Source organism: Achromobacter sp. FW305-C-13, from assembly GCF_058783475.1.
Window position 1 is genome coordinate 1 of the sequence record NZ_JBYSYN010000009.1, and the last position, 1725, is coordinate 1725.

1 rRNA gene is annotated in these 1725 nt (G+C 53.4%); it reads left to right on the forward strand.

From position 1 onward, the window contains the following. A 23S ribosomal RNA gene (locus AC3WMU_RS29610) occupies window positions 1–1708 on the forward strand; the annotation flags it as partial. Window positions 1709–1725: the final 17 nt, after the last annotated feature.

Here is a 1725-nt window from a genome sequence, read left to right on the forward strand (position 1 = left end):
CACGCGGTAGGAGAGCGTTCTGTAAGCCTGCGAAGGTGGCTTGTAAAGGCTGCTGGAGGTATCAGAAGTGCGAATGCTGACATGAGTAGCGATAAAGGGGGTGAAAAGCCCCCTCGCCGTAAGTCCAAGGTTTCCTGCGCAACGTTCATCGGCGCAGGGTGAGTCGGCCCCTAAGGCGAGGCAGAGATGCGTAGCTGATGGGAAACTGGTTAATATTCCAGTACCGTCGTACAGTGCGATGGGGGGACGGATCGCGGAAGATCATCAGGGTGTTGGATGTCCCTGTTGCTGTATCGAAGATGGCGCTTAGGCAAATCCGGGCGCGTAAATCAAGGGTATGGCACGAGCGAGCATTGCTTGCGAAGTGATTGGAAGTGGTTCCAAGAAAAGCCTCTAAGCTTCAGCTGTACGAGACCGTACCGCAAACCGACACAGGTGGACGGGATGAATATTCCAAGGCGCTTGAGAGAACTCAGGAGAAGGAACTCGGCAAATTGATACCGTAACTTCGGGAGAAGGTATACCCCGGTAGTGTGAAGCGCCTGCGCGCTTAGCATGATGGGGTCGCAGAGAATCGGTGGCTGCGACTGTTTATTAAAAACACAGCACTCTGCAAAGACGAAAGTCGACGTATAGGGTGTGACGCCTGCCCGGTGCCGGAAGGTTAAGTGATGGGGTGCAAGCTCTTGATCGAAGCCCCGGTAAACGGCGGCCGTAACTATAACGGTCCTAAGGTAGCGAAATTCCTTGTCGGGTAAGTTCCGACCTGCACGAATGGCGTAACGATGGCCACACTGTCTCCTCCTGAGACTCAGCGAAGTTGAAGTGTTTGTGATGATGCAATCTACCCGCGGCTAGACGGAAAGACCCCATGAACCTTTACTGTAGCTTTGCATTGATCTGTGAACCGGCCTGTGTAGGATAGGTGGGAGGCTTTGAAGCGTGGTCGCTAGATCACGTGGAGCCATCCTTGAAATACCACCCTGGTTTGTTTGCGGTTCTAACCTTGGTCCGTTATCCGGATCGGGGACAGTGCATGGTGGGCAGTTTGACTGGGGCGGTCTCCTCCCAAAGTGTAACGGAGGAGTTCGAAGGTACGCTAGGTACGGTCGGAAATCGTGCTGATAGTGCAATGGCATAAGCGTGCTTGACTGTGAGACTGACAAGTCGAACAGGTGCGAAAGCAGGACATAGTGATCCGGTGGTTCTGAATGGAAGGGCCATCGCTCAACGGATAAAAGGTACTCTGGGGATAACAGGCTGATACCGCCCAAGAGTTCATATCGACGGCGGTGTTTGGCACCTCGATGTCGGCTCATCTCATCCTGGGGCTGTAGCCGGTCCCAAGGGTATGGCTGTTCGCCATTTAAAGAGGTACGTGAGCTGGGTTTAAAACGTCGTGAGACAGTTTGGTCCCTATCTGCCGTGGGCGTTGGATACTTGACGGAGCCTGCTCCTAGTACGAGAGGACCGGAGTGGACGTACCTCTGGTGTACCGGTTGTCATGCCAATGGCATTGCCGGGTAGCTAAGTACGGAAGAGATAACCGCTGAAGGCATCTAAGCGGGAAACTCGTCTGAAGATTAGGTATCCCGGGGACTTGATCCCCCTAAAGAGTCGTTCGAGACCAGGACGTTGATAGGTCGGGTGTGGAAGCGCAGTAATGCGTTAAGCTAACCGATACTAATTGCTCGTGAGGCTTGATCCTATAACACTGATGGTTAT